Annotated in this window: 28 protein-coding genes and 2 tRNA genes; 27 read left to right on the top strand and 3 right to left on the bottom strand. The window is 63.8% G+C overall.

Annotated features, from left to right (window positions below):
- Positions 1 to 102 precede the first annotated feature (102 nt).
- Positions 103 to 702, bottom strand: a complete 600-nt coding sequence (locus tag ACGLHR_RS39370; protein WP_267606455.1) for a Maf-like protein — start codon at positions 700 to 702, stop codon at positions 103 to 105.
- A 272-nt stretch (positions 703 to 974) separates the two neighbouring features.
- On the opposite strand from ACGLHR_RS39370, the gene ACGLHR_RS39365 reads away from it, so the two are divergent.
- The 23 genes from ACGLHR_RS39365 (at position 975) to nagZ (ending at position 21,369) form a co-directional block, all read left to right on the top strand.
- Positions 975 to 1,571, top strand: coding sequence for a DUF177 domain-containing protein (locus tag ACGLHR_RS39365; RefSeq protein ID WP_400100947.1), 597 nt, complete (start codon positions 975 to 977; stop codon positions 1,569 to 1,571).
- Between the two features lie 119 nt (positions 1,572 to 1,690).
- Complete coding sequence (gene rpmF, locus ACGLHR_RS39360) at positions 1,691 to 1,870, top strand: 50S ribosomal protein L32 (RefSeq protein ID WP_006158597.1); 180 nt, start codon at positions 1,691 to 1,693, stop codon at positions 1,868 to 1,870.
- A gap of 323 nt (positions 1,871 to 2,193) precedes the next feature.
- Entirely contained in the window at positions 2,194 to 3,270 is a 1,077-nt protein-coding gene (gene plsX / locus ACGLHR_RS39355; protein ID WP_400100945.1) for a phosphate acyltransferase PlsX, read from the top strand.
- A 59-nt stretch (positions 3,271 to 3,329) separates the two neighbouring features.
- Positions 3,330 to 4,310, top strand: a complete 981-nt coding sequence (locus tag ACGLHR_RS39350) for a beta-ketoacyl-ACP synthase III (RefSeq protein ID WP_400100943.1) — start codon at positions 3,330 to 3,332, stop codon at positions 4,308 to 4,310.
- Between the two features lie 72 nt (positions 4,311 to 4,382).
- Positions 4,383 to 5,318 carry an ACP S-malonyltransferase gene (gene fabD / locus ACGLHR_RS39345; protein ID WP_267603786.1) on the top strand — a complete coding sequence of 312 codons (936 nt, stop codon included), beginning with the start codon at positions 4,383 to 4,385 and terminating at the stop codon, positions 5,316 to 5,318.
- Between the two features lie 15 nt (positions 5,319 to 5,333).
- Complete coding sequence (gene fabG, locus ACGLHR_RS39340) at positions 5,334 to 6,083, top strand: 3-oxoacyl-ACP reductase FabG (protein ID WP_318231396.1); 750 nt, start codon at positions 5,334 to 5,336, stop codon at positions 6,081 to 6,083.
- 169 nt (positions 6,084 to 6,252) lie between these two features.
- On the top strand, positions 6,253 to 6,492 hold the full coding sequence (gene acpP, locus ACGLHR_RS39335; protein WP_009522116.1) for an acyl carrier protein: 240 nt from the start codon (positions 6,253 to 6,255) through the stop codon (positions 6,490 to 6,492).
- 199 nt (positions 6,493 to 6,691) lie between these two features.
- Positions 6,692 to 7,924: a beta-ketoacyl-ACP synthase II gene (gene fabF, locus ACGLHR_RS39330; protein ID WP_400100940.1), complete on the top strand. Its 1,233-nt coding sequence runs from the start codon at positions 6,692 to 6,694 to the stop codon at positions 7,922 to 7,924.
- A gap of 52 nt (positions 7,925 to 7,976) precedes the next feature.
- The gene (locus tag ACGLHR_RS39325; protein ID WP_400100938.1) at positions 7,977 to 8,444 is read left to right on the top strand and encodes a hypothetical protein; all 468 of its coding nucleotides are present in this window, start codon (positions 7,977 to 7,979) and stop codon (positions 8,442 to 8,444) included.
- Positions 8,445 to 8,573: 129 nt separating this feature from the next.
- Positions 8,574 to 9,173, top strand: coding sequence for an RNA polymerase sigma factor RpoE (gene rpoE, locus ACGLHR_RS39320; protein ID WP_006158605.1), 600 nt, complete (start codon positions 8,574 to 8,576; stop codon positions 9,171 to 9,173).
- 134 nt (positions 9,174 to 9,307) lie between these two features.
- Positions 9,308 to 9,937 (top strand): sigma-E factor negative regulatory protein, encoded by a 630-nt coding sequence (locus ACGLHR_RS39315; protein ID WP_267603781.1) that lies wholly within the window; start codon positions 9,308 to 9,310, stop codon positions 9,935 to 9,937.
- Positions 9,938 to 9,945: 8 nt separating this feature from the next.
- Entirely contained in the window at positions 9,946 to 11,019 is a 1,074-nt protein-coding gene (locus ACGLHR_RS39310; protein WP_400100936.1) for a MucB/RseB C-terminal domain-containing protein, read from the top strand.
- Positions 11,020 to 11,170: 151 nt separating this feature from the next.
- On the top strand, positions 11,171 to 12,619 hold the full coding sequence (locus ACGLHR_RS39305) for a DegQ family serine endoprotease (RefSeq protein WP_400100935.1): 1,449 nt from the start codon (positions 11,171 to 11,173) through the stop codon (positions 12,617 to 12,619).
- Positions 12,620 to 12,633: 14 nt separating this feature from the next.
- Positions 12,634 to 12,939, top strand: coding sequence for a glutaredoxin family protein (locus tag ACGLHR_RS39300; RefSeq protein ID WP_400100933.1), 306 nt, complete (start codon positions 12,634 to 12,636; stop codon positions 12,937 to 12,939).
- Between the two features lie 240 nt (positions 12,940 to 13,179).
- A complete protein-coding gene (gene lepA, locus ACGLHR_RS39295; RefSeq protein ID WP_400100931.1) occupies positions 13,180 to 14,973 on the top strand; it encodes a translation elongation factor 4 in 1,794 nt (597 codons plus the stop codon).
- A gap of 88 nt (positions 14,974 to 15,061) precedes the next feature.
- Positions 15,062 to 15,961, top strand: coding sequence for a signal peptidase I (gene lepB / locus ACGLHR_RS39290; RefSeq protein WP_400100929.1), 900 nt, complete (start codon positions 15,062 to 15,064; stop codon positions 15,959 to 15,961).
- A 213-nt stretch (positions 15,962 to 16,174) separates the two neighbouring features.
- Positions 16,175 to 16,489 (top strand): DUF4845 domain-containing protein, encoded by a 315-nt coding sequence (locus ACGLHR_RS39285; RefSeq protein WP_267606453.1) that lies wholly within the window; start codon positions 16,175 to 16,177, stop codon positions 16,487 to 16,489.
- A 1-nt stretch (position 16,490) separates the two neighbouring features.
- Positions 16,491 to 17,261: a ribonuclease III gene (gene rnc, locus ACGLHR_RS39280; protein WP_020205117.1), complete on the top strand. Its 771-nt coding sequence runs from the start codon at positions 16,491 to 16,493 to the stop codon at positions 17,259 to 17,261.
- Positions 17,258 to 18,193, top strand: coding sequence for a GTPase Era (gene era / locus ACGLHR_RS39275; protein WP_267603776.1), 936 nt, complete (start codon positions 17,258 to 17,260; stop codon positions 18,191 to 18,193). The genes rnc and era overlap by 4 nt, the downstream gene beginning before the upstream one ends.
- Positions 18,186 to 19,064 carry a DNA repair protein RecO gene (gene recO, locus ACGLHR_RS39270; protein ID WP_318231391.1) on the top strand — a complete coding sequence of 293 codons (879 nt, stop codon included), beginning with the start codon at positions 18,186 to 18,188 and terminating at the stop codon, positions 19,062 to 19,064. Before era ends, recO begins: the two co-directional genes overlap by 8 nt.
- 30 nt (positions 19,065 to 19,094) lie before the next feature.
- A complete protein-coding gene (pdxJ, locus tag ACGLHR_RS39265; RefSeq protein ID WP_174425097.1) occupies positions 19,095 to 19,877 on the top strand; it encodes a pyridoxine 5'-phosphate synthase in 783 nt (260 codons plus the stop codon).
- Positions 19,874 to 20,323, top strand: coding sequence for a holo-ACP synthase (gene acpS / locus ACGLHR_RS39260; RefSeq protein WP_400100926.1), 450 nt, complete (start codon positions 19,874 to 19,876; stop codon positions 20,321 to 20,323). The genes pdxJ and acpS overlap by 4 nt, the downstream gene beginning before the upstream one ends.
- The gene (gene nagZ / locus ACGLHR_RS39255) at positions 20,320 to 21,369 is read left to right on the top strand and encodes a beta-N-acetylhexosaminidase (RefSeq protein WP_400100924.1); all 1,050 of its coding nucleotides are present in this window, start codon (positions 20,320 to 20,322) and stop codon (positions 21,367 to 21,369) included. Before acpS ends, nagZ begins: the two co-directional genes overlap by 4 nt.
- A 136-nt stretch (positions 21,370 to 21,505) precedes the next feature.
- Here the strand turns inward: nagZ and efp are convergent, their stop codons facing one another.
- On the bottom strand, positions 21,506 to 22,066 hold the full coding sequence (gene efp / locus ACGLHR_RS39250; RefSeq protein ID WP_043347839.1) for an elongation factor P: 561 nt from the start codon (positions 22,064 to 22,066) through the stop codon (positions 21,506 to 21,508).
- Between the two features lie 127 nt (positions 22,067 to 22,193).
- Complete coding sequence (gene earP / locus ACGLHR_RS39245; RefSeq protein ID WP_400100922.1) at positions 22,194 to 23,396, bottom strand: elongation factor P maturation arginine rhamnosyltransferase EarP; 1,203 nt, start codon at positions 23,394 to 23,396, stop codon at positions 22,194 to 22,196.
- Between the two features lie 112 nt (positions 23,397 to 23,508).
- Here earP and uvrC point away from each other — a divergent pair, with 112 nt between their 5' ends.
- The 4 genes from uvrC (at position 23,509) to ACGLHR_RS39225 (ending at position 26,757) form a co-directional block, all read left to right on the top strand.
- A complete protein-coding gene (gene uvrC, locus ACGLHR_RS39240) occupies positions 23,509 to 25,662 on the top strand; it encodes an excinuclease ABC subunit UvrC (protein ID WP_400100948.1) in 2,154 nt (717 codons plus the stop codon).
- Positions 25,663 to 25,765: 103 nt separating this feature from the next.
- Positions 25,766 to 26,368: a CDP-diacylglycerol--glycerol-3-phosphate 3-phosphatidyltransferase gene (gene pgsA, locus ACGLHR_RS39235; protein WP_267603771.1), complete on the top strand. Its 603-nt coding sequence runs from the start codon at positions 25,766 to 25,768 to the stop codon at positions 26,366 to 26,368.
- Positions 26,369 to 26,535: 167 nt separating this feature from the next.
- Positions 26,536 to 26,611 (top strand) — tRNA-Gly (locus ACGLHR_RS39230).
- Between the two features lie 70 nt (positions 26,612 to 26,681).
- Positions 26,682 to 26,757, top strand: a tRNA-Gly gene (locus tag ACGLHR_RS39225).

Here is a 26,757-nt window from a genome sequence, read left to right as displayed (position 1 = left end):
TGCCATCCTTCAAGCTCTTCTTGTTGTTGCAGAGGCTTGAAAGTTAACACAAATTCGAATTTGTTAACAGTATTGGGCTTAGGCGCAGGGTGGGCGAAGCCCTCAGTCCTGGAAGAAGGGGTAGCCGGCCTGGCGCAGCATATTGGTCAGCGCGATCAGGGGCAGGCCCACCAGCGCGGTAGGATCGTCGGACTCCATATGCGAGAGCAGGGCGATGCCCAGTCCTTCGGATTTGGCGCTGCCCGCGACATCATAAGGGCGCTCGATGCGCAGGTAGGCATCCAGTTCCTGGTCGGGAAGGTCGCGGAAAGTCGCGCGCGTCTGGATATCCGCCAACTGGGCCTCGCCGCTACGACTGTCAAGCAGGCACAGCGCCGAGTGAAAAGTGACGGTGCGCCCGCGCATCCACTGCAATTGCGCCAAGGCCTTCTCGTGGGAACCGGGCTTGCCAATCTGCTTGCCGTCCAGCGTGGCGACCTGGTCGGAGCCGATGACCAGGGTGCCAGGATGCCGCTCGGCAATGGCCAGTGCCTTGGCGTGGGAGAGCCGGAGTGCGGTGGCTTCAGGGCTTTCGCCGGGCTGCGGGGTTTCGTCGATGTCGGGAGTCGCCACCTCGAAAGGAATGCGCAGGCGTTCCAGCAATTCGCGGCGATAACGTGAGCTGGAACCCAGGATCAGGGTGGGGCGGGAAGTTTGCGACATAAGTAATTGAGCGAAAAGGGAAAGCGGCGAATGGGCGTCTTCCAAAATTTTGACCGCAGCAGAAGAATCGACGTATAATCTCGCGTTTAGCCAAGCAAGTCCGGCGCAATACCGTGTTTTTTCGGTGTTGTGTAGCTTCCGAGTCACGTTTCGATAGCGCCAATACATGTGCGCGCATGTGGCATGTGTATACGCAGCGCAGAAAATGCGTAGAAAGCACGTCGAAACCGCGATCCTCCGGGAGGCCTCCCGGCATGACGGCACGATAAGACATGACCCAGCCGATTGACCTGCGCGCGCTCGATCTCTTCGCGTTTTGCCGCGCTGGCGACGCCGCCACCGGCGAAGTTGCTGCACGCGATTTGCCGCGCATCATAGCCGAGACCGCGGCGCAAGCGCCAGCATCGGCGCCGGACGAGGTGTTCAGCTACACGCTCTCCGGCTTTGTCGAGGAAGAGGCGAACGAGCCCGGCAAGCCCGCGGTGGAGCGCCTGTTCATCGACCTGGCGGTGAATGGCCGGGTCTGGCTCGATTGTCAGCGCTGCCTGCGGGTCTACAAGCAGCCGATCGCCACGGACATGTGTTTCGAGGTGGTCGCCAGCGAGGCGGATGCCGATGCGGCGCCCATGGACGACGATGAACTCGATGTGATCGTCGGCTCCAAGCGTTTCGACCTGCTGACGCTGATTGAAGATGAAGTGCTGCTGGCTTTGCCGGTGGCGCCCAAGCATGACGTTTGCCCCACGGTGCACGAAAGTCTCGTGACCGGGGTGGACGGACAGGCCGAACCTGAACCAGAGGTTCTGCCGGAAGAAGAAAAACGGCCTTCGCCCTTTGCGGCGCTGGCCGGCCTGAAGACGAAGCACTGAAGCCGGTTCGCCGGCATCTGGCAGCGTTTGAGGGCACCAGGATCAGCATCCGGCCGGGCCCGGCTACGCCTCGTGCGGGATGCGTGTGTTACCATTGAAAAATTCTCGAAGGAGTCATCATGGCAGTTCAACAGAACAAGAAGTCGCCCTCCAAGCGCGGCATGCATCGCTCGCACGACCACCTGACCACGGCAGCGCTGGCAGTGGAACCGACCACGGGCGAAACCCACCTGCGTCACCACGTGAGCCCGAACGGCTACTATCGTGGCCGCAAGGTCATCAAGACCAAGAACGACTGACAGATCGTTCGGCGTGACTTTGCGTCTCGTACGCGCACGTTGGTAGGTCAAAAACAAAAAAGCGGCAAAATCGTTGCCGCTTTTTTGTTGCGCGCTCGCAGCGCAAACCGTAGCGCAGGCTTCCATCAGGCCGATTTGCGCCGCCGGCTCAAGCTGAGTGCATGGCTACGCGCCATGCGCGGCGGCGAGGGCGGCGCCAGATCTTGCCGTGTAGCGCTCCGGGAGTGCCGTCGGGTTGCCACCGGCCGGTCAGGCTCATGCCTGCCCGGCTCGGGAGCCAGGATTTCAAGTCACGCCGACAAGCGCTTCTGCACCAGGAAACAATGACGATCAAACTAGCTATCGACTGCATGGGTGGCGATCACGGTGTCTCCGTGACCGTACCGGCGGCGATCAGTTTTCTCTCAAGCCATAGCGACGCCGAAGTGGTGCTGGTCGGCTTGCGGGACAGCATCGAGCCGCAGCTCAAGAAGCTGCACGCGCTCGACCATCCGCGCGTGCGCATTGTGACCGCGTCCGAAGTCATCACCATGGATGACCCCGTTGAGGTGGCACTGCGCAGGAAGAAGGATTCCTCGATGCGCGTGGCGGTGACCCAGGTGAAGGAAGGGCTGGCTGGCGCGTGCATCTCGGCTGGCAATACCGGAGCCCTGATGGCGGTGTCGCGCTATGTGCTCAAGACGCTCGAAGGCATCGAGCGGCCGGCAATCGCCACCACCATCCCCAACGAGCAGGGCTGGGGCACCACGGTGCTCGACCTCGGCGCCAATGCCGACTGCGAGCCCGAGCACCTGCTGCAGTTCGCGCGCATGGCCGAGGCCATGGTGGCGGTGGTGGATCACAAGGAGCGACCCAGCGTCGGCCTGCTGAACATCGGCGAGGAAGTGATCAAGGGCAACGACGTGGTGAAGCGCGCGGGTGAGCTGCTGCGCGCATCGGAGCTCAACTTCTACGGCAACGTGGAGGGCAATGATATCTTCAAAGGCACTACCGATATCGTGGTTTGCGATGGCTTCGTCGGCAACGTCGCGCTAAAGAGCAGCGAAGGGCTGGCCAAGATGATCGCCAACATGATCAAGGAAGAATTCACGCGTTCGTGGTTCACCAAATTGCTGGCAGTGCTGGCCTTGCCGGTGCTCAAGCGGCTGTCCCGGCGCCTGGACCCGGCGCGCTACAACGGCGCGTCCCTGCTCGGGCTGCGCGGACTGGTCATCAAGAGCCACGGCTCCGCCGATGCCCACGCTTTTGAGTGGGCTATCAAACGCGGGTATGATGCGGCCAGGAACGGTGTGATCGAACGCACCATCCAGGCTTTCGCCAACAAGGCAGGTAACAGCACCCCGGCTACCGGCCCGCAGTCAGGCGCCCAGGATTCCAGTCCAAGCCCGCACGCCGCCTGAGGTCCTGATGTAGATGCTACGGGCAACGACCCGTGGCCACACGATCGATCCGACATTACATGACAAGCTACGCAAAAATCATCGGTACCGGGAGCTATTTGCCTCCGCGGCGTGTCACTAACCACGATCTCGCGGCGCAACTGGCTGAGAAGGGCATCGAGACCAGCGACGAATGGATCTTTTCGCGCAGTGGCATCTCTGCCCGCCATTGGGCAGAGCCGGATGTCACCAGCAGCGACCTCGCGGTCAAGGCAGCGGAGCGCGCGCTGGAGGCGGCCGGCATCGATCGCCAGAGCATCGACCTGATCATCGTCGCTACGTCCACGCCCGATTTCGTCTTCCCGAGCGCCGCCTGCCTGGTGCAGCAAAAGCTTGGCATCACCAACCACTGCGCGGCGTTCGACCTGCAGGCGGTGTGTTCCGGCTTTGTCTACGCGCTGGCCACGGCCGAGAAATTCATCCGCAGCGGCTCGCATCGCAACGCGCTGGTCATCGGCTCGGAAGTGTTCTCCCGCATCCTGGATTTCAACGACCGCACCACCTGCGTGCTGTTCGGCGACGGTGCCGGCGCGGTCGTGCTGTCGGCCTCCGAGGAGCCCGGCATCCTGTCGTCGGCGATGCACTCCGACGGCAGCCATGTGGATATCCTGTGCGTGCCGGGCAATGTCTCCGGCGGCAATATCACCGGCAACCCATTCCTGCACATGGACGGCCAGGCGGTGTTCAAGCTGGCGGTCACCGTGCTCGACAAGGTCGCGCGTGAAGCACTCGCCGGCGCGCAGTTCCCGGCGGACAAGGTCGACTGGCTGATCCCGCACCAGGCCAATATCCGCATCATGCAAAGCACGGCCAGGAAGCTTGGCCTGCCTGTGGAGCGCATGGTGGCTACGGTGCATGAGCACGGCAACACCTCGGCTGCCTCGATCCCGCTGGCGCTTGACGTGGCGGTGCGCGATGGCCGCATCGGCGCCGGGCATCACGTGCTGATGGAAGGCGTCGGCGGCGGCTTCACCTGGGGCGCGGTACTGCTACGCATGTAATATTCGGGCCGGCGCCGCGGTGTCATGCCGCTGCGCCGACCTGGCGCCATTCATCTTTACGATTCGATTGCGATGAAATTCTCCTTTGTATTCCCAGGGCAAGGCTCGCAGGCAGTCGGCATGCTCAATGCTTTTGCCGACAATGCGGTAGTCCGCGCCACGCTGGACGAGGCATCCGCCGCGCTCGGGCAGGACCTGGGCCGACTGATCACCGAAGGCCCGGCCGAGGACCTGAGCCTCACCACCAACACGCAACCGGTGATGCTGACTGCCGCGGTGGCCATCTACCGTGCCTGGCTCGACGCCGGCGGCCCGGCTCCGGCCGTGGTGGCGGGGCACAGCCTGGGTGAGTATTCCGCGCTGGTGGCGGCCGGGGTGATCCCCTTCGCTGACGCGGTGCCGTTGGTGCGCTTTCGCGCACAAGCCATGCAGGAAGCCGTGCCGGTGGGCGAGGGCGGCATGGCGGCCATCCTGGGCCTGTCCGACGATGACGTGCGCGCCGCTTGCGCTGAAGCGTCCGCGACCGGTGCCGGCGTGGTGGAAGCCGTGAACTTCAACGCCCCGTCGCAGGTGGTGATCGCCGGCAACAAGGCTGCCGTGGAGAAGGCCTGCGAACTGGCCAAGGCACGTGGCGCCAAGCGCGCGCTGCCGCTGCCGGTGTCGGCGCCGTTCCACTCATCGCTGCTCAAGCCCGCATCGGACCGCCTGCGCGAGCGGATGGCCGGCATGGCGTTTGCCGCACCGTCGATTCCGCTGGTGAACAACGTCGATGTCGCCATCGTCAACGACCCGCAAGCCATCAAGGACGCGCTGGTCCGCCAGGCCGCAGCCCCGGTGCGCTGGGTCGAGTGCGTGCAGAAGATCGCTGCGCAAGGCGTGACCCATGTAATCGAGTGCGGCCCCGGCAAGGTGCTGGCCGGCATGACCAAGCGTATCGACGGCAACCTGGTGGGCGGGGCGATCTTCGATCCGGCCTCCCTGCAGGAAACGCTGGCGCTGCTGAAGTAAATAAGGACCAACGCAATGACAAAATTTCTGGAAGACCAGGTCGCGCTGGTGACCGGCGCATCGCGCGGCATTGGCCGCGCCATCGCACTGGAACTGGCCGCCCAGGGCGCCACTGTGGTGGGTACCGCCACCAGCGAGGCGGGCGCCGCTGCGATCAGCGAGTACCTGGCGGCAGCCGGCGGCAAGGGTCGCGGCGCCGTGCTCAACGTCAATGATGCGGCGGCTTCCGAAGCGCTGATCGACGAGCTGGTCAAGACGCATGGCAGCCTCGGCGTGCTGGTGAACAACGCCGGCATCACCCAGGACCAGCTCGCCATGCGCATGAAGGATGAGGACTGGAGCGCGGTGATCGAGACCAACATGACGGCGGTGTTCCGCCTGTCGCGTGCCGTGCTGCGCCCGATGATGAAGGCCCGCGGTGGCCGTATCATCAACATCACTTCGGTGGTCGGCTCGACCGGCAACCCGGGCCAGATGAACTACGCGGCGGCCAAGGCCGGCGTGGAAGGCATGAGCCGCGCGCTGGCGCGTGAGATCGGCAGCCGCAACGTCACCGTCAATTGCGTGGCGCCGGGCTTTATCGATACCGACATGACCAAGGTTCTGTCGGAAGAGCAGCATGCGGCACTGAAGACGCAGATCCCGTTGGGCCGGCTCGGCCAGCCGGAAGACATCGCGCATGCGGTGGCCTTCCTGGCAGGTCCGCAGGCGGCCTACATTACTGGTACAACGCTCCATGTGAATGGTGGCATGTACATGAATTGATCACCTTGCGCAGCGTCGGGTTCGATGGAGAAGCCGGTAGAAGCTGTGTGAAGTGGTTATTTTTAAAACTGATCGGGCGCTGTTCTTGCAAGAGAAGGCAGGGGGCATTTTTATGGCCCAAACCTGCTAAAATGCGCCCACTTTTTGTCGAACTTCCCTGGAGGGTTACATGGACAATATCGAACAACGCGTCAAGAAAATCGTGGCAGAGCAACTCGGCGTGGCCGAGGCAGACATCAAGACCGAATCCTCGTTCGTGAACGATCTGGGCGCTGACTCGCTCGACACGGTTGAACTGGTGATGGCGTTGGAAGATGAATTCGGCATGGAAATTCCTGATGAGGAAGCCGAGAAGATCACGACCGTGCAACAGGCAATCGATTACGCCACTGCACACGTCAAGGCCTAAGCCTGTCGTATCTGAATTCCGAGCCACAGAAGGCAGGCGCGTGGACCCATGGGTCCGCTGCGCTGTTTTCTGTGGCTTTCGTCTGTTCGAAGAAGCACAATTGGATGCGTTGCGCCGGCATCGGTGCAGCCAGCTGCTGGCCGTTGGCCGGCATCGATTCCCAATCCGGTTTTGCTTCACGTACCCGTAGGAAATCATAGTGAGCCGTCGTCGCGTCGTCGTCACTGGGCTTGGCCTTGTGTCTCCGGTCGGAAACACGGTTGCCGAAGGCTGGGCCAACCTGGTTGCCGGCAAGTCTGGCATTGCCACCGTCACCAAATTCGATCATTCCGCGCTTGCCGTGCACTTCGCCGGCGAGGTCAAGGGGTTCAATGCCGAGGACTACATCCCGGCCAAGGAAGCCCGCCATATGGATACCTTTATCCACTATGGCATCGCAGCGGGTTCGCAAGCGCTGAAGGATAGCGGCTACGAAGTGACCGAAGCCAATGCGGACCGCATTGGCGTGCTGGTCGGATCGGGCATCGGCGGGCTGCCGATGATCGAGGATACCCACGCGGAGCTGACCAATCGCGGTCCGCGTCGGATCTCCCCGTTCTTCGTGCCGGGCTCGATCATCAACATGATCTCGGGCCACCTGTCCATCATCCATGGACTCAAGGGCCCCAACCTGGCCGCGGTCACGGCTTGCACCACCGGCCTGCACAGCATTGGCCTGGCGGCCCGCCTGATCCAGGCGGGGGATGCCGACGTGATGCTGGCCGGTGGCGCTGAATCCACCGTCTCGCCGCTGGGCATCGGCGGTTTCGCCGCCGCGCGCGCGCTGTCGACCCGTAACGATGACCCCGCTGCCGCCTCCCGCCCCTGGGACAAGGAGCGCGATGGCTTCGTGCTGGGCGAGGGTGCCGGTGTGGTCATGCTCGAGGAGTACGAGTCGGCCAAGGCTCGCGGCGCCAGGATCTATGCGGAGCTGATTGGCTTCGGCATGAGCGGCGACGCTTACCACATGACCGCGCCCAATATGGACGGTCCCCGCCGCTGCATGGCCAACGCCCTCAGGGACGCGGGCATCAATGCGGACGAAGTCGGCTACCTGAATGCGCATGGCACCTCGACTCCGCTTGGCGACAAGAATGAGACCGAGGCTATCAAGCTGGCCTTTGGCGATCACGCCTACAAGCTGGCGGTCAACTCGACCAAGTCGATGACCGGCCACTTGCTGGGCGGCGCGGGCGGGCTTGAGTCGGTCTTCACCGTGCTGGCGCTGCACCACCAGGTGTCGCCGCCGACCATCAATATCTTCAACCAGGATCCCGAGTGCGACCTGGATTACGTGGCCAATACGGCACGTGACCTGAAGATCGACGTGGCGGTGAAAAACAACTTCGGCTTCGGCGGCACCAACGGCACGCTTGTCTTCCGTCGCGCCTGAACCCGGCGGCCGCCGGGTGGCTTCCCCTTTGCGTTCGGTCAGGGCCCATCCCTTGCGGTGGGCCTTGGCGCTGTTCCTGGCCTGCGAGCTGGCAACGTTCGTGTTGCTGGCCCGGCAAGGCGTGCAGGAGCTGGGGCGCTCGGCGCAAGGCTGGGATTCAACGCAGTGGCTGTTGGTAGGTGGCCTGGCCGGGTTGTGCGGCTGGCTGGCCTGGCATTGGCCCACGCTCTGGCGCGGTGCCGCCTGTACGTACGGCGGCCTGGCGCAAGGGCGGGACCGCACTGGCCGGCCGGGCATCCTGGTCGATATGCCGGACGGCCGCCGCGCGATAGCGCGGGTGGAATCCAGCTGGGAATTGGGCGAGCTGGCGCTCGTGCTGGCCCTGGAACCGGTGGCCGGACGGCCGCCGCGTGTGCTGGTGGTCAATCGTGCATTTGCCGGCGCCAGCGCTTTGCGCGCCTTGAGGCGCACCATTCGGGTTGCGCGCCGCGAAGTCCCGGCGACCGACGAGGCCGGTTGATGCGCGACCATTTCAACCATTCTTCACAATATGCGTTGCAACGCACTGACCGTGCGGCCCGCAACGTAGGTAAAATACAACGTTTGTCGTGAAGACGATACCAAGAGATACACTGCAGGTGAAATATTCGTGAGCGAACGCGAAGCCGATCAGCTCCTCGTTGAACGCGTCCAGCAGGGCGATAAGCGGGCCTTTGAATTGTTGGTGGTGAAGTACCACCGCAAGATCATCAGGCTCATTTCGCGTTTGGTGCGGGATTCCGCGGAAGTGGAGGATGTAGCACAAGATGCCTTTATCAAGGCGTATCGTGCCTTGCCGCAGTTTCGCGGTGAGTCGGCGTTCTACACCTGGTTGTACCGGATTGCGGTTAACACGGCGAAGAACTACCTGGCGACCCAGGGACGCCGGCCGGAAGCCTCCAGTGATATCGATGCCGAAGAGGCTGAAACTTTTGCGGACGGTGAGCAACTAAGAGATATCAATACGCCGGAGTCGATGCTCCATACCCGCCAGGTGGCCGAGACGGTCAACCGCGCAATGGAAGCACTGCCTGAGGAATTGCGCACCGCCATCACGCTTCGCGAGATCGAGGGCCTCAGCTACGAGGAGATCGCGGAAGCCATGGGTTGCCCGATCGGCACGGTCCGGTCACGCATCTTCCGGGCGCGCGAGGCGATTGCCGACAAATTGCGCCCGCTGCTGGGAACGGCAGAGGGCAAGCGGTGGTAGTAGGTAGTTATACGTAGTGGTGAGCAGTAAATAAAATGTCGTGCGGCCAGCGTTGCAGCCTATTCCTGCATCGAAAAACGACAAAGCGGTAGACGGGATTGTCGGTTGTTCAATGGTTTTTCTAGGGGTGGGAAATGGGTCAGGCTCATAAGCAGTCGGTTCATGAAGTGGAAGCAGCGGAGCAAATCTCCGTGCTGATGGATGGCGAGCTGGCGCCGCACGAAGTAAACGCAGTGCTGGACCTCGCGAAAAGCGAGGCAGGCATGGCAAGCTGGGCCTCTTATCAATTGATTGGCGATGCCCTGCGTTCGGAAGAACTGACGCATGCCGGCTCGACCGATGATTTTCTTTCCCGGTTTTCCGCTCGTCTGGGCAGCGAACCGCATGTGCTGGTGCCTGCCGTCGCCAAGGCGTCGTCGGCCCATCGCCTGCTGTTCAAGCCGTCGTGGGTGCGGCGCGTCATGCCGAGCACCGCGATTGCCGCCGCAGTGGCCGCCGTCAGCTGGGTGGCCGTGCCGCAGATGCGTGGCGCCGCCGACCTCGGCACGCCGGATGCGGTAGTGGCACGTGTCGAACAACCTGCAGCGCCAAAGGCTGGCGGCATCGTGACCGTCTCCGCCGACAACGCGCAGATGATCCGCGATCCCCGTCTGGACGAATATCTTCGTGCCCACCGCGTCTCGGTTGCCACCGATGCGGTAGTGCCGACCATGCGCCAAGTGGCTAACAGCGCAAACTTCTCTCAGGACAATTCGCAGGAATAATGCCGGACATGCATAAAGGATGGTCGCCCGCCAACGTAGCGGGCGCACACAGAATTGGGGCCCTTCGCAGGTCCTTTTTTCTGGCCTTGTGTCTGACTGCGGCTGCGGCAACTGCGCAGCCGCCGGACAATACGCTGGCCCGTCGCGACGCAACGGCCTGGCTCAACAAGATCCATCGCGCGGCCCAGCGCGAGAATTATGTCGGCACGCTGATTTATCAGCGCGGCAGCGTGATGCATGCATCACGCATCCAGCACTACAGCGATCTCGTCAACAACGAGTACGAACGGCTTGAGACGCTCGACGGCAAGCCGCGCGAAGTGCTGCGCCAGAATGACATCGTCCACAGCCTGATTCCCGAGGCCAAGCTGGTGGTGGTGGAGAAGCAGGAGGCCAAGGATCGTTTCCCGGCGCTGCTGGCCACCAACAAGAGCGATGTGCTCGATATCTACGATATGCGCAAGCTCCCGGACGAGCGCGTGGCTGGCGTCGAGTGCGAGGTCTTCTCGCTCGAGCCGCATGACGCAGCGCGCTACGCTGTGCGGCTCTGGGCGGAGAAGAATTCCGGCTTGCTGATGCGTGCCCAGACCCTGGGCGAGGGCGGCAAGGTGCTGGAACAGGTGGCTTTCTCGCAAGTCGATATTGGCGTGCCATCGGAAAAGCAGCGCATTCTCACGGCCATCAAGAACTCCGGCTCCTGGACGCACTATGAGGTGACCAACCATCCGGCCAATATTGCCGACGAAGGCTGGAGCATCGCGGTTCCGGTCAAGGGGTTCCTGAAGATCCGCGAGGTTCGCCGCCCACTGGGAGAGCTGCGCGCGCCGCAGGCCAATCCGCGCGGCAATGTCTTCGAAGTGCTCCAGATCGTTTACAGCGATGGCTTGACCGGCCTGTCGGTGTTTATCGAGCCGGTTTCCGAGCAGCGCGTGCGCCGCGAGGGCGTCGCCTCGCTGGGTGCCACGCAGGTCGTGGTACGCCGCGTAGCCGATTTCTGGATCACGGTGGTGGGCGAAGTCCCGCCTGCCACAGTGAGGCAGTTTGCCTCGGCGGTAGAATACAAACCACCGAAGGCCCATTAAGCCGAATCGCGGCGTTGCCGGAGGCGTGAACATCGCCACCGGGTCGCCGCCGGCCGGCAACCCTGCTGCCTGTGCTTTCTTCCTCTTTTCGCTGATTTCCCAGGAGTCGACGATGTCACCAAGATCTCCAGCCTTGGCTCGGACCGTGCTCATGGCTGCCATTCTCGCCTTTGCGCCCTTTGCCGCCGAGCTGAGCCACGCACAGGCCGCCGCGCCGTCCTATAACCTGCCCGATTTCACCGACCTGGTGGAAAAGGCTGGTCCGGCTGTCGTGAACATCCGTACCACCGAGCGCGTGCGCTCGCGCGGCACTCCCGGGACCGAAGACGACGAAATGGCAGAGTTCTTCCGCCGTTTCTTTGGTGTGCCCATGCCTGGCGCACCCACGCCGCCGGGCGCCCCGCGCCGCGGCCAGCCGCCACAGGGCGAGGAGCAGAGCCGCGGGGTGGGATCGGGGTTCGTCATCAGCCAGGATGGCTATGTGATGACCAATGCTCACGTGGTCGCGGATGCCGAAACCATCTACGTCACGCTGCCTGACAAGCGCGAGTTCAAGGCCAAGCTGATCGGCTCGGACAAGCGCACCGATGTCGCCTTGCTCAAGGTTGACGCGACTGGCCTGCCCAAGCTGCCGCTTGGCGACTCGGACAAGGTCCGCGCTGGCGAGTGGGTGCTGGCCATCGGTTCTCCCTTTGGCCTCGATAACACCGTGACTGCCGGCATTGTCTCCGCCAAGGGGCGCGATACCGGTGACTACCTGCCGTTCATCCAGACCGATGTGGCGGTCAACCCCGGCAATTCCGGCGGCCCGCTGATCAACCTGCGCGGCGAAGTGATCGGCATCAACTCGCAGATCTACAGCCGTAGCGGCGGGTATATGGGCATCTCCTTCGCCATCCCGATCGATGAAGCCTTGCGGGTCACCGAGCAGCTAAAGGCGACCGGTAAGGTCACGCGCGGACGTATCGCGGTGGCAATCGGGGACGTGACCAAGGAAGTTGCCGATTCGCTCGGACTGGGCCGTGCCCGGGGCGCGCTGGTCGGCAGCGTCGAGCCCGGTGGCCCTGCCGAGAAGGCCGGGATCGAGGCTGGCGACATCATCCTCAAGTTCAACGGCCGCGACATCGAGAAGGCGTCGGACCTGCCGCGCATGGTCGGCGACATCAAGCCGGGCACGCGTGTTCCGCTGCAACTCTGGCGCAAGGGCGCGACGCGCGAGGTGTCCATCACCGTGGCCGAGCTGGATGCGGATGCGAAGGTGAAAACCCGCGGCAACAGCCAGCGCGACGAAGGCAGCCCGCCGGCGGCCAAGCCCAATGCGCTTGGCCTGATCGTCAACGAGATTCCCGACGCTAAGCTCAAAGAACTCAAGATCAAGTCGGGGGTCGAGGTCGAGCAGGCGGATGGGCCGGCGATGCGCGCCGGCATTCGCCCGGGCGACATCATCCTGCGCCTGGGCGACAGCGATGTGACCAGCCCGAAGCAGTTCAACGAACTGGTCAAGGGACTCGACAAGGCCAAGATCGCCGCGGTGTTCGTGCGCCGTGGGGATGCCACCCAGGTGCTCACCTTGCGGCCGGGCACGATGTCCTCGCGCTGACCGGCGCAGCCATCATGGCCGATCTCACACTGTATGGCAGAAGCTACTGCCATCTGTGCGAGGACATGAAAATCGCGCTGGAGCCGCTCCGGCGCGATTTTTCCTTTGTCCTGCATGAGGTGGACGTGGATACCGATCCGGCGGCCGTCGCCCGTTTCGACGAGCTGGTGCCCGTGCTGATGGCCGGTTCCCCGGCCGGCCCGGACGTGGAGTTGTGCCATTACTTTCTCGATGAACAGCGGGTGAGGGCGTGGTTGGCCGCACATGTGGGGCCGCGGGCGGCCGAACGGGTGGGCAATGGGACGGTCGATGGTACATAAGTGCGCCCGGCGAAGCCTGGTCTGGCCGCAGGGCTAGCGCCGCGGCCCATTTCGCAATACGGAAGCCCTTGAAAATACGGTAAAATCGCACTTTGGCGTAAAGTCTGCGTCACCAACCTGCGACCGGGATCGGCGCGCGCCCCGCAGGGCGCCAGTTCCAGGTCGTTCATAATTGCTGCGCCGCCCGGCGTGCCCACGCGGGCACTTCGTGGCCTGAAACGGCGCACCCCTGAGCATCAGATGGACCATATCCGCAATTTCTCGATCATCGCCCACATCGACCACGGTAAATCGACCCTGGCCGACCGCATCATCCAACTCTGCGGAGGCCTGTCCGATCGCGAGATGGAGGCGCAGGTGCTTGACTCGATGGACATCGAGAAGGAGCGCGGCATCACCATCAAGGCGCAGACCGCGGCGCTGAGCTACAAGGCGCGCGACGGCAAGATCTACAACCTCAACCTCATCGACACCCCGGGACACGTCGACTTCAGCTATGAAGTGAGCCGCTCGCTGTCCGCCTGCGAAGGCGCGCTGCTGGTGGTCGATGCCTCGCAGGGCGTGGAGGCGCAGACCGTCGCCAACTGCTACACGGCGATCGAACTGGGCGTGGAAGTGGTGCCGGTATTGAACAAGATCGACCTGCCGTCGGCCGATCCCGAAAACGCGATCCGCGAGATCGAGGAAGTGATCGGCATCGACGCGCATGACGCCACGCCTTGCTCGGCCAAGACCGGCCTTGGCGTGGAGGACGTCATCGAGGCGATGATCGCCCGCGTGCCGCCGCCCAAGGGCGATCCCGCTGCCCCGCTGCAGGCCCTGATCATCGACTCGTGGTTCGACAACTACGTGGGGGTGGTGATGCTGGTGCGCGTGGTCAACGGCACCCTCAGGCCCAAGGACAAGGTCCTGCTGATGGCCACGGGCTCGCAGCACCTGGTCGAGCAGGTCGGCGTATTCTCGCCCAAGTCGCTGCCGCGCGAGTCATTGCAGGCAGGGCAGGTGGGCTTCGTGATCGCCGGCATCAAGGAGTTGAAGGCTGCCAAGGTGGGCGACACCATCACCACCATGGCGCGCAAGGCGGCCGAACCGCTGCCTGGCTTCAAGGAAGTCAAGCCGCAGGTGTTCGCCGGCCTGTACCCGGTGGAAGCCAACCAGTATGAAGCCCTGCGCGAATCCCTGGAAAAGCTCAAGCTCAACGACGCGTCCCTGCAGTACGAGCCCGAGGTGTCGCAGGCGCTTGGCTTCGGCTTTCGCTGCGGCTTCCTGGGCCTGCTGCACATGGAGATCGTGCAGGAGCGCCTGGAGCGCGAATTCGACATGGACCTCATCACCACCGCACCGACGGTGGTGTACGAGGTCGACATGCGCGACAAGACCAAGCTGATCGTGGAGAACCCGGCCAAGATGCCGGACCCGAGCCGTATCGAGAACATCCTCGAGCCGATCGTCACGGTCAACCTGTACATGCCGCAGGCCTACGTCGGCTCGGTGATCACGCTGTGCACGCAGAAGCGCGGCACGCAGATCAACATGAGCTACCACGGCAAGCAGGTGCAGCTTACATACGAGATCCCGATGGCGGAAATCGTCATGGACTTCTTCGACCGGCTGAAGTCCGTGTCGCGCGGCTATGCCTCGATGGACTATGAGTTCAAGGAATATCGCGCCGCCGATGTGGTCAAGGTCGACATCCTGATCAACGGCGACAAGGTCGATGCCTTGTCCGTGATCGTGCACCGCTCCAACTCGCAATACCGTGGCCGCGAAGTCGTATCCAAGATGCGCGAGATCATCCCGCGCCAGATGTACGACGTAGCCATCCAGGCCACCATCGGCGTCAACGTCATCGCGCGCGAGAACGTCAAGGCGCTGCGCAAGAACGTGCTTGCCAAGTGCTACGGCGGCGATATCTCGCGTAAGAAGAAACTGCTGGAGAAGCAGAAGGCGGGCAAGAAGCGCATGAAGCAGGTGGGCTCGGTCGAGATTCCCCAGGAGGCCTTCCTCGCAATCCTGCAGGTGGGCGACAAGTAAGCCGGCAGGGCCGCGCCGGCGCTGCCGGCAGGCTCTTCGGCAGTGGTTGACGCGGACTCAATCAAAACAACACGAAGATCTAGCCGACATGAATTTTGCACTGATCCTTTTTGTGCTGGTGGTTATTACGGGCATTGCCTGGGTGGCCGACAAACTGGTGTTCGAGAAGCAGCGGCGGCTTTCCGCCCAATCGGCGCTGGCCGAGTTCGATGCGCGCAAATCCGATCTCCAGGGACGCTACGGCGTCGGCGAGATCGACACGTCGCGTAGCCGCCTCGCCGAGGAAAAGCTGCGCCAGCCGTGGTGGCTGGAGTATTCGGCAAGCTTCTTCCCGGTGATCCTGGCCGTGTTCGTGCTGCGCTCCTTCGTGGTCGAGCCGTTCAAGATCCCGTCCGGCTCGATGATCCCGACGCTGCTGATCGGCGACTTCATCCTGGTCAACAAGTACGATTACGGCATCAGGCTGCCGGTGGTGAACAAGAAGATCCTCTCGGTCGGCGACCCGAAGCGCGGCGACGTGATGGTGTTCCGCTACCCGAAGGATCAGTCCCTCGACTACATCAAGCGCGTCATCGGGGTACCGGGCGATGTGGTGAGCTACCAGAACAAGCGCCTGACCATCAACGGCAAGGCCGCGGATTACGGCTCGCTGCCCGACTACCTGGATGAAGAACGGCTTTCGTATTCGAAGCACTTCCACGAGAAGCTGCCCGACGGCCCGGAGCACGGTATCCTCAACGACGCCGACCGGCCGTCGTTTGTCTCCGGCGCGGATCCCGATTTTCCGTTCCACGAAAACTGCACTTACAATCAGCAAGGGCTGACCTGCAAGGTGCCGCAAGGTCACTATTTTGTGATGGGCGACAACCGCGACAACAGCCTGGATTCACGTTATTGGGGCTTCGTGCCCGATCAGAATATTGTCGGCCGGGCATTCCTGATCTGGATGAACCTCGGCAATATCGGACGCGTGGGGGCGTTCAAGTAAGCCTTCCGCGGCGCGAATAAATCACTCCAGTCAAGCGAGGGAAAGCGCAACATGGGTCAAAACGGTCAAAACGGTCAAAAGGGTCAAGCTGGTCAAACGGCACTAGCAGAACAAGCGGAACAAGTGGATCAATCGCGTCGGGAGGTTGGTTCAAAGAGGGGGAAAGCGCGTCTGGCGGGGCGGTACAAGGCGCGCGGATTCTCCCTTGGCAGCTTGCTGATCGTCATCTTGGTCGTCGGGGGCATCGTGATCCCGGCGGTCAGGGCGATCCCAAGCTTGCTGGAGTACTTTTCGGTCAAGCGCGCCGTCAGTTATGCCAAGCAACAGGCATCCAACAAGCGCGAAGTGGCCGATTATTTCGCCAAGCAGGCACAGATTGACCGTATTACCGCTGTGCGCAGCGACGATCTGGATATTCACGAAGACGACAATGGCACGATCCGCTCGGTGGGCTTTTCCTACCGTAACGAGGTGCCGTTATACGGCCCTCTGAGCCTTATGATTACCTATTCGGGAACGCAGTACTGACATGAACCTCGATGCCTTGCAGCAACGCCTCGGCTACCGCTTCAGCAAGCCAGAATTGCTGCAGCAGGCGCTGACGCACCGCAGCCACAGTGCCTTGCACAACGAACGCCTGGAATTCCTGGGCGATTCGGTGCTGAACTGCGCCGTGGCCGATATGCTGTACGGCATGTTCAGCAAGCTCGACGAAGGCGATCTCTCCCGCGTGCGCGCCAATCTGGTCAAGCAGCAGGCGCTGTATGAAATTGCCCAGATGCTGCAGTTGTCCGAGGCGCTGCGCCTAGGCGAGGGCGAACTGAAGAGCGGCGGTTTCCGCCGCCCTTCGATCCTTGCCGATGCGCTGGAAGCCATCGTCGGCGCCGTCTTCCTCGATGCCGGCTTCGAAGGCGCGCGCACGCTGATCCGCAAGCTCTACATCCCCATCCTCGAGCAAGTGGATCCGCGCACGCTGGGCAAGGATGCCAAGACGCTGTTGCAGGAGTACCTGCAAGGCCACAAGATAGCCCTGCCGCAATATAACGTGATCGCCACCCATGGCGCCGCGCATAACCAGCAGTTTGAAGTCGAGTGCACCGTGCCTAAACTGGAAGTGCGGGTGTTCGGTACTGGCGCGTCGCGCCGTGCCGCCGAACAAGCCGCCGCCAAGCTGGCGCTCGACGAGGTGCAAAAGCTCGTGCCCCAGTTGCTCAAGCGCAGCCGGGCCGAGCGCACCGGCAAGACGCGCAAGCAACCGGTGCCACCCGATCCCCAGTTGTCTCTCAGGTTGAAGGAATGACCGAATCTACCGATCCGCAGCAAGACGCCGCGGGTACCCCTACCGCAGCGTTCCGCTGCGGCACCGTGGCCATTGTCGGGCGTCCCAACGTCGGCAAGTCCACGCTGATGAACGCGCTGGTTGGCCAGAAAGTCAGCATCACCTCCCGCAAGGCGCAAACCACGCGCCACCGCATCGTTGGCATCCAGACCACCGAGGACGCCCAGTTCGTCTTCGTCGATACGCCGGGTTTCCAGACCCGCCATGCCAGCGCGCTGAACCGCTCGCTGAACCGCGCCGTCACCTCGACCCTGTCGTCGGTGGACCTGGTGCTGTTCGTGGTTGAGGCCGGCTACTACGGCGCCGACGACGAGAAGGTGCTGTCGCTGCTGCCAAAGAAGGTGCCGGTGCTGCTGGTCACCAACAAGCTGGATCGCCTTGGCGCGGACCGGGCCGAGGTGATGATGCCCTTCCTGGAAAAGATGGGGCACCAGTTCCAGTTCGCGGAAGTGGTGCCGATGTCGGCCAAGACGCACGACCACATCGAGCGCCTTCTCGCCATCATCCGGCCCTACCTGCCGGAAGGCGAGCCGATGTACGACGCCGACTCCATGACCGATCGCAGCGAGCGCTTCATGGCCTCCGAGATCATCCGCGAGAAGGTGTTCCGGTGGACCGGCGACGAGTTGCCGTACACCAGCACGGTCATCATCGAAAAGTTCGAGACCGAAGGCCGGCTGCGGCGCATCTTTGCCACCATCCTGGTCGAGCGCGACGGGCACAAGGCCATGATCATCGGCAACAAGGGCGCCAAGCTCAAGACCATCTCCACGGAGGCCCGCATCGACATGGAGAAGCTGTTCGACGGCAAGGTCTACCTGGAGATGTTCATCAAGGTCAAGAGCGGCTGGGCCGACAACGAAGCTGGATTGCGCGCCTACGGCTATGAGTGAGAGAGCGGGCGGGCCTGCCCTGAAGGCCCGCCGCATTGACCCGGTGGTGGAAGAAGCCGCCGAACTGCTGGACAGCCACGCCGTGCCCGGCATGGCGGTGGCGGAGCAACGCGCGATGATGGATCGCGCGTTGCGCATCGTGCCGGCGCGCACGGAGCTGCGCGTCGCCAACCAGCCCGGCTTCGTGCTGCATGCCTGGCCCTACCGCGAAACCAGCCTGATCCTCGATGTGTTCACGCGCGACCACGGCCGCGTGGCCATGGTGGCCAAGGGCGCCAAGCGGCCGCATTCGGCGCTGCGCCCGGTGCTCCAGCATTTCCAGCCGATCTCCCTGTCATGGAGCGGCCGCGGCGAGGTCAAGACGCTGACGCGCGCGGAGTGGGTTGGCGGCATGCTGCCGCTGGCAAGCGACGCCTTGCTCTCGGGCTTCTATCTCAACGAATTGCTGCTGCGCTTTTGCGCCCGCGAAGACGCCCACGTTACCCTGTTCCGCCAGTACATGGCCACGCTGACCCAGCTCTCGCAGGGCGAGCCGGCTGGCTTGGTGCTGCGCGGCTTCGAGCGTGTGCTGCTGCAGGAAACAGGCTTTGCGGTGGCCTTCGATGAATGCGCCAATTCCGGCGAGACGGTCGAGCCGGAGCTGGACTATGTCTACCAGCCCGAGCGTGGCGTGCGCCGCGCGCAGGCCAGCGATCCGTCATCCTGGCCGGTGGTTTCCGGGCAGACGCTGCTCGACATGTCGCAGGACGACTATAGCCGGACACAAACTGTCACGCAAAGTCGTGCCCTGATGCGCTTCCTGCTGCATTATTATTTGCAAGGCGCGCCGCTGAAGACGCGCCAGATCCTGATCGACCTGCACTATCTCTGATTTACTTCTGAGCCCTTCGAGCCCACCTGCATGATCTTCCACGCGCATCCCGGCGTCATCGACCTTGGCGTCAATATCGACCACGTGGCCACGCTGCGCAATGCGCGCGGCACGGTCTATCCCGATCCGATCCAGGCAGCGCTGCAGGCCGAGCAGGCCGGCGCCGACTTGATCACGCTGCACCTGCGTGAAGACCGACGCCATATCCGCGACGCCGACGTGCACGCGCTGCGTCCGCTGCTGGCCACGCGCATGAACCTGGAATGCGCGATCACCCAGGAGATGCTCGACATCGCCTGCGGGATCCGCCCGCAGGATGTCTGCCTGGTGCCCGAGCGGCGCGAGGAAGTCACCACCGAAGGCGGCCTGGACGTGGCCGGGCGCTTCGAGCAGGTCAAGGCCGCCTGCCGCCAACTGGCCGACGCGGGCATTCGCGTCTCGCTGTTCATCGACGCGCAGGTCGAGCAGATCGAAGCCGCCGCCGCTTGCGGCGCGCCGGTGGTGGAACTGCACACCGGGCGCTATGCCGATGCGCATTCGGCCGAGGAGCAGGCCACCGAGCTGCGCCGCGTGGCCGAAGGCGTCGATGCCGGCGTGCGGCTTGGCCTGGTGGTCAACGCCGGCCACGGCCTGCACTACACCAATGTGCAGCCGGTTGCCGCGCTGCACGGCATCAAGGAACTGAACATCGGCCACGCCATCGTCGCGCATGCGGTCTTTGTCGGCTGGCAGAACGCCGTGCGCGAGATGAAGGCCATCATGGTGGCGGCGCGTCTCGGCACCACCTATCCGCGTCCGGACGCCGCAGCGTGATCTACGGCATCGGCACCGACATCATCCAGATCGATCGCGTGCAGGGCGTGATGGAGCGCACGCGCGGCCGGTTTGCCGAGAAGGTGCTCGGCCCGCAGGAATTCCAGAAGTACCACGCCCGCAAGGCGCGCTCGGAAAAACGCGGGCTCGCCTTCCTGGCCACGCGCTTCGCCGCCAAGGAGGCCTTCTCCAAGGCGATCGGCCTGGGCATGCGCTGGCCGATGACCTGGCGCGCGATGGAACTGCTGAACCTGCCCTCCGGCGAGCCGTATCCGCATTGCCACGGCGAGCTCGATGCCTGGCTGCGGGAACGCGGCCTCGTGGTACGGGTCAGTGTCAGCGACGAACACGATTACGCGGTCGCTTTTGCGATCGCCGAGCCGGGTGGCGCTGGCGTCAGCGCCGGCTTGCCGCTCGCCTCCCAGCCTAGTGAAGACTCCAAATGATCAAGAAGATTTCCGGCAAACGGCCGGGCCCGGTTGTACTCGATGTCAAAGGCAAGCAGCTCGATGCGGACGATGTCCGCCGCATCTCTCATCCGCTGACCGGCGGCGTGATCCTGTTCGCGCGCAACTTCGAGTCGCGCGCGCAGCTGCAGGCGCTGACGCATGACATCCGCGCCGTGCGCGACGATGTGCTCATCTGCATCGATCACGAGGGTGGCCGGGTGCAGCGCGCCAGGACCGATGGCTTCACGCACCTGCCGGCCATGGCCCGGCTCGGCGCGTTGTGGGACCAGGATGTGCTGGCGGCAACCAAGGCGGCCGTGGCCTGCGGCTATGTGCTGGCGGCGGAGTTGCGCGCCTGCGATATCGACCTGAGCTTCACCCCGGTGCTCGACCTGGACTACGGGCTCAGCGCCGTGATCGGCGACCGCGCCTTCCACGCCGACCCGCGCGTGGTGACCCTGCTCGCCAACCACCTGACCCACGGCCTGCTGCTGGCCGGCATGGCCAATTGCGGCAAGCATTTCCCGGGGCACGGCTTTGTCGCCGCGGATTCGCACGTGGCCGTGCCAGTGGACGAGCGCGGCCTCGACGAGATCCTCTCGCAGGACGCGCGTCCGTACGAGTGGATGGGGATGGCGCTATCGTCGGTGATGCCGGCGCACGTGATCTACCCCAAGGTCGACCCGCATCCGGCCGGCTTCTCGCGCTACTGGCTGCAGGACGTGCTGCGCACCCAGCTTGGCTTCGAAGGCGTGATCTTCAGCGACGACCTGAGCATGGAAGGCGCCAGCGTGGCCGGCACGGTGACCGAGGCCGCGCGCGCTGCCCTGGGCGCGGGATGCGACATGGTGCTGATCTGCAACCATCCGGAGCGGGCCGACCAGTTGCTGGGTGAGCTCGATGTGCGCATCGGCAAGACCTCGCAACGCCGCATCCGCCGCCTGTTCGGGCGCCGCAAGCCGCTGGACTGGAACAAGCTGATGCAGGAGGGGGAGTACGCCGCCGCCATGCGCGTGCTCAAGAGCCACGGCCTGATTGCCTGATTGCCTGAGGCTTCATTCGCTGAAGGCATTCGCTGAAAGCCGATGGCAGCAGGGAAAAGAAAAGGGCAGCCGAGGCTGCCCTTTTTTTCGTTGCGCTACCCGCGCTGCGGATGGCGGGGCGGCGAACCAGCTGCGCTTAGTTTGCGCGGCTGCGGTATTCGCCGGTACGGGTGTCGATTTCGATCTTGTCGCCGATGCTGCAGAACAGCGGCACTTGCAGCTCGAAGCCGGTGTTGATCTTGGCGCCCTTGAGCACCTTGCCCGACGAGGTGTCGCCCTTGACGGCCGGTTCGGTGTAGGTGATCTCGCGGACCAGCGTGGTCGGCATGTCCACCGAGATGGCCTTGTCGTTGTAGAACACCACTTCGACGGTCATGCCGTCTTCGAGGTAGTTCAGCGAGTCGCCCATGCTGTCCTGCTCGACTTCGTACTGGTTGAAGTCGGTGTCCATGAACACGTACATCGGGTCGGCGAAGTACGAGTAGGTGCATTCGCGGCGTTCCAGCATCACGACTTCAAACTTGTCGTCAGCCTTGAAGACGGATTCACCCGGGGCTTCCGTCAGCAGGTTCTTGTACTTCATCTTGACCACGGCGGAGTTGCGGCCCGACTTGTTGTACTCAGCCTTCTGCACGACCATCGGGTCGGTGCCGATCATGAATACGTTGCCGACGCGGAGTTCTTGTGCGGTTTTCATCTGAACTATTTCCTGAAAAAGAATGTCTCGGAATTCGGTATGGCGAAGGCGCTCTGCCGACACACTTGCGCGCAAGCTTGCGCGGGGCGTTTCCGTCTTCCGGCCTGGTCACCATCAAAATAACCCACTATTTTACCCGATTTTCGCAAAAGGCCACGAGATTTGCGGCCAGGTCGCCAAGGTGCTGCAGGCTGCGCTGCCATTGCTCCGTGGCGGCGCCCAGCACGGGCAGATGGGCGCGCAGGCGCGCCCAGTCAGGTGATTCATCGTCCTTATTCCAGCTGTGCCAGAAGGTGGAAAGTGCATTGGCAACCTCGGTTTTGCCGCTTCGTTCCAGCCGCTGCAGGAACAAAGCGAGGAAGGCATCGAGCTTGACCATGTGCGCCTCGTCCGACTGGGGGTAGATATGCCAGATAAAGGGACGGCCGGCCCATTGCGCGCGCACGAACGAATCTTCGCCGCGCACGAAGTTAAGGTCGCACAGCCAGAGCAGTTCATCGTAGTGCTCCTGGCGCACAAAGGGCACCACCTGCACGACCAGGTTGCCGCTCTCGAAGGCGCTGCCAGGTGCGCAGCCGGCGGCCCCGAACCATGCGCTTGCCTGCTGGGCGGCCAGGCCTGCCGGCACCAGGCACTGGACGGGCTCGGGGCCATCGCGCCATTGGGCCAGCAGCGCGGGCAAGGCGGCATTGGCATAGGCGAACAAGCTGACTTTCAGGGCGCCGTCGACGGGCTGGAAGCCAAGGCGATGCCAGAGCGCCGCCTGGGCGGCGGGGCTGGTGCGCAGGTGTTCGCGCTGCGAGCCCAGCATGGCTTCGCGCAGCAGGCCGCCCGTGCCGGGCTCGAAGCCGGGGAAGAAGAAATGCTTGACCAGCGGCAGGCGCGGGTGGGGCGAGGCCATGCCGTGGTGTTCCCTGACCCAGGGTTCGGCGCTCATGTATTCGAGATTGATCCAGGCTGGCTTGGGCTCGCATGCGGCCATGGCGGCCAGGAATGTGGCCGGCAGGTCGCAGGCGAAGGATTCGATCACCGCATCGTGCGGCGTGACACCCGCGAAGCGCGCGGCGCTCTCCTGCGCGCTCTCCTGGTCCGGGCGCCGCCACGGACGAATCGTCACGCCGGCAAGTGCTTGCTCCGGGGCGGCGATGTCCAGACCTGGCGCCAGGCGCGCGAAGCTGGCCAGGTCGTCCACCCACAGGCGCACGGCGTGGCCGTGTTCCTGGGCCAGCTGGCGCGCCAGCCGCCAGCAGACGCCGATATCGCCATAGTTGTCGATCACGGTGCAGAAGATGTCCCAGGAGCGGATGGCGCGATCGGGCTGAGTGGGCATGGTGACGTGATTCCGCAAGGATTTGCTCTAAACTTGCGATTTTAGAGCTTGTTGCGCCATGGCCCTGCCGGTCATGCGCGCCACGTGCCATCCCACGGTCAATTCACTCCCGATGTCCCAGCAGGAACCTGAAACCCACGATCAGGGCGCGTCCGCCGCCGCCCAGCCGGAAGGACTGTCCGAGCAGCCGGCCGAGGCGTCCTTGGCGACCCCTTGCGCGGCATCTCCCGAGCCAGTGCCGGAGGCGCCGTTCGACGCCAAGGCCGTGATTGCGCAATTGCCCGGCCTGCCCGGGGTCTACCGCTACTTCGACGCCCAGGGCAATGTCCTCTATGTGGGCAAGGCGCGCGACCTGAAGAAGCGCGTCTCCAGCTACTTCAACAAGACGCTGCTGTCGCCGCGCATTGCCATGATGGTGGCCAAGATCGTGCGCATCGATACCACGGTGGTGCGCACCGAGGCCGAGGCGCTGCTGCTGGAGAACAACCTGATCAAGGCGCTGGCGCCGCGCTACAACATCCTGTTCCGCGACGACAAGTCGTATCCGTTCGTCAAGCTGACCAGCCATCGCTTCCCGCGCATGGCCTATTACCGCGGCGCCACCGATCGCAAGCATCAGTACTTCGGGCCGTTCCCCAGCGCAGGCGCCGTGCGCGAAAGCATGCAGATCCTGCAGCGCGTGTTCCAGCTGCGCACCTGCGAGGACACCGTCTTCACCAACCGCACGCGGCCATGCCTGCTGCACCAGATCCACCGCTGCACCGGGCCTTGCGTGGGCGCCATCAGCGAGGCGGATTACGCGCGCGACGTCAGCAATGCGGCGCGCTTCCTGCAAGGCCGCCAGAACGAGGTGCTCGACGGCTTGCAGGCGAAGATGGAAGAGCACGCCGGGCGGCTGGAGTTCGAGCAGGCGGCGGCGGTGCGCGACCAGATCGGCGCGCTGTCCACCGTGCTCAAGCGGCAGGCCGTGGAGGAGGTCGGGCAGTCCAGCGACATCGACGTGCTTGCGGTGGCGGTGGAGGGTGGCCGTGCGTGCGTCAACCTGGCGATGGTGCGCGGCGGGCGCCATCTTGGCGACAAGGCCTACTTCCCGGCGCACGCCGAGGAAGGCGCGATGATTGTCGAGCACCAGGACGAGGATGTCGGCGCCAGCGCGGTGATCGAGCCGGGCGAGGCGGGTGGCGAAGGCGCGGCAGTGCCCGGCGGCCCGGCCGGCATACCGGTCGAGCGGATCGCCGCGCAGGTGTTGTCCGCCTTCATGGCGCAGCACTATCTGGACCAGGCCGTGCCGCCGATCCTGGTGGTGAGCCACGTGCCGCCGGACAAGGCCCTGCTGGAGGCGCTCTCGATGCAGGCTGGGCGCAAGGTCACGCTGGTGCGCCAGCCACAAGGGCAACGCCGCTCCTGGCTGGAGATGGCCCAGAAGGGCGCGGAGCTGGCGTTGTCGCGGCGCCTGGCGGAGCAGGGCAGCCAGCAGGCCCGCACGCGGGCGCTGGCCGATACGATCGGCATCGACATGGAAGACCTGGCGTCGCTGCGGGCCGAATGCTTCGACATCAGCCACACGGCTGGCGAGGCCACGCAGGCGTCCTGCGTGGTCTTCCACCATCACGAGATGCAGAACGCGGAATACCGCCGCTACAACATCCAGGACATCACGCCTGGCGACGACTACGCCGCCATGCGCCAGGTGCTGACCCGCCGCTACCAGAAGCTGGTGGAGATGCTGGAGCAGGCGCAGGAAACCGGCCCCGAGGGCGGCGGGCAAGGCGGCGAGGCGGGTGCGTCCAGTGCGTCCAGTGCATCCAGCGCGCGGACGCTGGTCCCGAACGTGGTGCTGATCGACGGCGGCAAGGGCCAGGTGGAGGTCGCGCGCCAGGTGTTCGAGGAGCTTGGCCTCGATATCGGCCTGTTGGTCGGCGTGGCCAAAGGCGAGGGCCGCAAAGTCGGGCTGGAGACGCTGATCTTCGCCGATGGCCGTCCTTCGCTCGAACTGGGGCAGGGCAGTGCGGCCTTGATGCTGGTGGCCCAGATCCGCGACGAGGCGCACCGCTTTGCCATCACCGGCATGCGCGCGCGCCGCGCCAAGGTGCGCAATACCTCGCGGCTGGAGGAGATCGAGGGCGTCGGCGCCCGCCGCCGGCAGAAGCTGCTCACGCGCTTTGGCGGCCTGCGCGGGGTGGTGGCGGCCAGCATCGACGAGCTGGCCAGCGTCGATGGCATCTCGCACGCGCTGGCCGAGGAAATCTATCGGCAGCTGCATTGATCCGGCCAAATCCGACACCCATGTGGCAGGAAATGCTCGGCCATCGTTGAAATAGGCGACAATCTCGGCGTTGCCCATTGCTGTTGCCTCGTTCCGAGCCCCCATGCCGCTGAATATACCGATCCTGCTGACCTGGCTCCGTGTCGCCATGATTCCCCTCGTGGTGGGCGTGTTCTACCTGCCCGAAGCATGGCTGCCGATGCATGCCAAAAACATGACGGCAGCCGGTTTCTTCATCGTGGCCGCGGTCACGGACTGGCTGGATGGCTTCCTGGCCAGGCGCTGGAACCAGACGTCTTCCTTCGGCGCGTTCCTCGATCCGGTGGCCGACAAGCTGATGGTGGCGGCAGCGCTGCTGTCGCTGCTGGCGCTGGGCCGGGTGGCCGACCTGATCGCGCTGGTCATCATCGGCCGGGAGATCACCATCTCCGCGCTGCGCGAGTGGATGGCGCAGATCGGGGCATCGAAGAGCGTCGCGGTGAATTTCCTCGGCAAGCTCAAGACCACCTTCCAGATGATCGCGATCCCTTTGCTGCTCTTCAACGACAGCCTGCTCGGCATCGTCGATGCTTCCGTGCTCGGCGCGTGGCTGATCTATGTGGCAGCGGTGCTGACCCTGTGGTCGATGTTCTATTACATGAAGCTGGCGTGGCCGCAGATTCGCGAACGCAGTGGGCTGAGTGGCGAGGCCACCGCACAAAAGTGATGATCCGATGAAAAATATGCTTGACGACCACGCCGCTGATTTGCAATAATCCTGTTCTCGCTTCTGACGAAACAAACCGAACGAAGCGAAAAGCAGCAAGAACGTAGCGTGAAGTGAGCGGTATCGGCACAGAAACTGCGTTTTAAGTAAGAAGTTAGCAGGATCCTGCGGGAGTAGCTCAGTTGGTAGAGCGCAACCTTGCCAAGGTTGAGGTCGCGAGTTCGAGCCTCGTCTCCCGCTCCAGGTTTCGGTTAGATGTGGAAGCCCACGGTGTTTGTCGTGTGGTTCCAGATTGGCACGCAGAGTAGTCAATGCGGGAGTAGCTCAGTTGGTAGAGCGCAACCTTGCCAAGGTTGAGGTCGCGAGTTCGAGCCTCGTCTCCCGCTCCA

This window comes from Cupriavidus sp. CuC1 (assembly GCF_044627735.1).
Lineage (GTDB): Bacteria > Pseudomonadota > Gammaproteobacteria > Burkholderiales > Burkholderiaceae > Cupriavidus > Cupriavidus ulmosensis.
This window is presented reverse-complemented; position numbering and strand designations above follow the sequence as displayed.

Coding starts and splice junctions, on each gene's coding strand:
- ACGLHR_RS39310 (WP_400100936.1), top strand. CDS start 9,946: ATGCATAAAGGATGGTCGCCCGCCAACGTAGCGGGCGCACACAGAATT.
- lepA (WP_400100931.1), top strand. CDS start 13,180: ATGGACCATATCCGCAATTTCTCGATCATCGCCCACATCGACCACGGT.
- ACGLHR_RS39315 (WP_267603781.1), top strand. CDS start 9,308: ATGGGTCAGGCTCATAAGCAGTCGGTTCATGAAGTGGAAGCAGCGGAG.
- ACGLHR_RS39305 (WP_400100935.1), top strand. CDS start 11,171: ATGGCTGCCATTCTCGCCTTTGCGCCCTTTGCCGCCGAGCTGAGCCAC.
- lepB (WP_400100929.1), top strand. CDS start 15,062: ATGAATTTTGCACTGATCCTTTTTGTGCTGGTGGTTATTACGGGCATT.
- efp (WP_043347839.1), bottom strand. CDS start 22,066: ATGAAAACCGCACAAGAACTCCGCGTCGGCAACGTATTCATGATCGGC.
- recO (WP_318231391.1), top strand. CDS start 18,186: ATGAGTGAGAGAGCGGGCGGGCCTGCCCTGAAGGCCCGCCGCATTGAC.
- era (WP_267603776.1), top strand. CDS start 17,258: ATGACCGAATCTACCGATCCGCAGCAAGACGCCGCGGGTACCCCTACC.
- rnc (WP_020205117.1), top strand. CDS start 16,491: ATGAACCTCGATGCCTTGCAGCAACGCCTCGGCTACCGCTTCAGCAAG.
- ACGLHR_RS39300 (WP_400100933.1), top strand. CDS start 12,634: ATGGCCGATCTCACACTGTATGGCAGAAGCTACTGCCATCTGTGCGAG.
- rpmF (WP_006158597.1), top strand. CDS start 1,691: ATGGCAGTTCAACAGAACAAGAAGTCGCCCTCCAAGCGCGGCATGCAT.
- fabG (WP_318231396.1), top strand. CDS start 5,334: ATGACAAAATTTCTGGAAGACCAGGTCGCGCTGGTGACCGGCGCATCG.
- ACGLHR_RS39350 (WP_400100943.1), top strand. CDS start 3,330: ATGACAAGCTACGCAAAAATCATCGGTACCGGGAGCTATTTGCCTCCG.
- acpP (WP_009522116.1), top strand. CDS start 6,253: ATGGACAATATCGAACAACGCGTCAAGAAAATCGTGGCAGAGCAACTC.
- ACGLHR_RS39370 (WP_267606455.1), bottom strand. CDS start 702: ATGTCGCAAACTTCCCGCCCCACCCTGATCCTGGGTTCCAGCTCACGT.
- fabD (WP_267603786.1), top strand. CDS start 4,383: ATGAAATTCTCCTTTGTATTCCCAGGGCAAGGCTCGCAGGCAGTCGGC.
- uvrC (WP_400100948.1), top strand. CDS start 23,509: ATGTCCCAGCAGGAACCTGAAACCCACGATCAGGGCGCGTCCGCCGCC.
- earP (WP_400100922.1), bottom strand. CDS start 23,396: ATGCCCACTCAGCCCGATCGCGCCATCCGCTCCTGGGACATCTTCTGC.
- ACGLHR_RS39365 (WP_400100947.1), top strand. CDS start 975: ATGACCCAGCCGATTGACCTGCGCGCGCTCGATCTCTTCGCGTTTTGC.
- nagZ (WP_400100924.1), top strand. CDS start 20,320: ATGATCAAGAAGATTTCCGGCAAACGGCCGGGCCCGGTTGTACTCGAT.
- pdxJ (WP_174425097.1), top strand. CDS start 19,095: ATGATCTTCCACGCGCATCCCGGCGTCATCGACCTTGGCGTCAATATC.
- pgsA (WP_267603771.1), top strand. CDS start 25,766: ATGCCGCTGAATATACCGATCCTGCTGACCTGGCTCCGTGTCGCCATG.
- plsX (WP_400100945.1), top strand. CDS start 2,194: ATGACGATCAAACTAGCTATCGACTGCATGGGTGGCGATCACGGTGTC.